This window comes from Sphaerospermopsis sp. FACHB-1194 (assembly GCF_014696235.1).
Lineage (GTDB): Bacteria > Cyanobacteriota > Cyanobacteriia > Cyanobacteriales > Nostocaceae > Sphaerospermopsis > Sphaerospermopsis kisseleviana.
Window position 1 is genome coordinate 1 of sequence record NZ_JACJPU010000108.1, and the last position, 2,846, is coordinate 2,846.

Genomic DNA, 2,846 nt, shown 5'->3' on the forward strand with positions numbered 1-2,846 from the left:
GAGGTCAAGCCCTCGGTCTATTAGTACCCCTCTGCTACATACATTACTGTACTTCCACATAGAGCCTATAAACGGGTGTTCTGCCCGTGACCTTACCCACTTAAAGTGGTGAGAACACTCATCTTGAGGTGGGCTTCCCACTTAGATGCTTTCAGCGGTTATCCGCTCCGAACTTGGCTACCCAGCGTCTACCGTTGGTACGATAACTGGTACACCAGCGGTTCGTTCCTCCCGGTCCTCTCGTACTAAGGAGGACTCCTCTCAATGTTCTTACGCCTGCACCGGATATGGACCGAACTGTCTCACGACGTTCTGAACCCAGCTCACGTACCGCTTTAATGGGCGAACAGCCCAACCCTTGGGACGTACTTCCGCCCCAGGTTGCGATGAGCCGACATCGAGGTGCCAAACCTCCCCGTCGATGTGGACTCTTGGGGGAGATCAGCCTGTTATCCCTAGAGTAACTTTTATCCGTTGAGCGACGGCCATTCCATGCTGCGCCGTCGGATCACTAAGGCCTACTTTCGTACCTGCTCGACTTGTCGGTCTTGCAGTCAAGCTCTCTTAATGCCTTTACACTCGTCGCACGGTTTCCAAGCGTGCTGAGAGAACCTTTGCGCGCCTCCGTTACCTTTTAGGAGGCGACCGCCCCAGTCAAACTGCCCACCTGAAACTGTCCTCTCTCCGGCTCACGGAGATGAGTTAGAATTCTAGCTTCGCCAGAGTGGTATCTCACCGTTAGCTCCCTTCTCCCCACAAGGAGAAGTTCATCGCTTCCCACCTATCCTGCGCAAGCGAAGCCCGAACACAATTCCAGGCTACAGTAAAGCTTCATAGGGTCTTTCTGTCCAGGTGCAGGCAGTCCGTATCTTCACAGACATTCCTATTTCGCCGAGTCTCTCTCTGAGACACCATCCAGATCGTTACGCCTTTCGTGCGGGTCGGAACTTACCCGACAAGGAATTTCGCTACCTTAGGACCGTTATAGTTACGGCCGCCGTTCACCGGGGCTTCGGTCGTCAGCTTCATGTTACCACTGACCAACTTCCTTAACCTTCCGGCACTGGGCAGGCGTCAGCCCCCATACGTCCTCTTTCGAGTTTGCGGAGACCTGTGTTTTTGGTAAACAGTCGCCTGGATCTCTTCACTGCGACCCACTCTCGTGGGCACCCCTTCTTCCGAAGTTACGGGGCCATTTTGCCGAGTTCCTTAGAGAGAGTTATCTCGCGCCCCTTGGTATTCTCAACCTCCCTACCTGTGTCGGTTTCGGGTACGGGTAACATATGTTCATCACATTACTAGCTTTTCTTGGCACTATCCTTCACCATGCAACGGTCGTAACCGTCTCCCAAACCAATCAGGGTATGGTTATCTTTCATGCGTCCCTAGCAATGCTCCCATACGTTAGTCAGGGATTGTTGACCCTGTGTCCATCGACTACGCCTTTCGACCTCGCCTTAGGTCCCGACTAACCCAGAGTGGACGAACCTGGCTCTGGAACCCTTAGGGTTTCGGGGCATTGGATTCTCACCAATGTTTGCGCTACTCAAGCCGACATTCTCACTTCCGTTTCGTCCACAGCTGCTCGCCGCTACTGCTTCTACCTACGACGGAACGCTCCCCTACCGATTAATTAATTAATTAATCCCACAGCTTCGGTACATCACTTAGCCCCGTTCATTTTCGGCGCAGGATCGCTTGACTAGTGAGCTATTACGCACTCTTTCAAGGGTGGCTGCTTCTAGGCAAACCTCCTAGTTGTCTGTGCAATCCCACCTCCTTTATCACTTAGTGATGATTTGGGGACCTTAGCTGGTGGTCTGGGCTGTTTCCCTCTTGACGATGAAGCTTATCCCCCACCGTCTCACTGGCAATGTGTTCACTGGGTATTCTGAGTTTGTCTCGATTTGGTACCGGTCTCCCAGCCCGCACCGAAACAGTGCTTTACCCCCCAGCTTTAATCATTACCGCTGCGCCTCAACACATTTCGGGGAGAACCAGCTAGCTCCTGGTTCGATTGGCATTTCACCCCTAACCACACCTCATCCGCCGATTTTTCAACATCGGTCGGTTCGGACCTCCACTTGGTGTTACCCAAGCTTCATCCTGGACATGGTTAGATCACCAGGGTTCGGGTCTATAAATACTGATTATCGCCCTCTTCAGACTCGGTTTCCCTTTGGCTCCAGCATTCTCGCTTTAACCTACCAGTACCTATAAGTCGCCGGCTCATTCTTCAACAGGCACGCGGTCATCCGTTTAATCGGACTCCCACTGCTTGTAAGCTAATGGTTTCATGTTCTGTTTCACTCCCCTTCCGGGGTTCTTTTCACCTTTCCCTCGCGGTACTTGTTCGCTATCGGTCACACAGTAGTATTTAGCCTTACGAGATGGTCCTCGCTGATTCACACGGAATTTCACGTGCTCCGTGCTACTCGGGATTCAGCTACTATCCTTTAACTTTCGACTACAGGACTTTCACCTCCTCTGGTGCAGTATTTAGCTGCTTCGTCTAGTCTCTAGATTCGTTGTTGCTGTCCCACGACCCCAAAAGGTAAACCTCTTGGTTTAGGCTTTTCCCCTTTCGCTCACCACTACTAGGGGAATCTCTAGTTGATTTCTTTTCCTCTGGCTACTAAGATGTTTCAATTCGCCAGGTTGGCTCTTTCCTGTCTATATATTCAACAGGTAGTTTATAGGGTTGCCCCATTCGGATATTTCCGGCTCACCGTTTGCTTCCAACTCCCCGGAACATTTCGTCGGTAACCACGTCCTTCTTCGCCTCTGTGTGCCAAGGTATCCACCATTAGCCCTTATTAGCTTGACCACTTAACATTGGTTTTTTT

The 2,846-nt window shown here is 51.5% G+C and carries 1 rRNA gene; it reads right to left on the reverse strand.

The features are described from left to right. Nucleotides 1–2,827, reverse strand: a 23S ribosomal RNA gene (locus H6F45_RS26115). Nucleotides 2,828–2,846 lie beyond the last annotated feature (19 nt).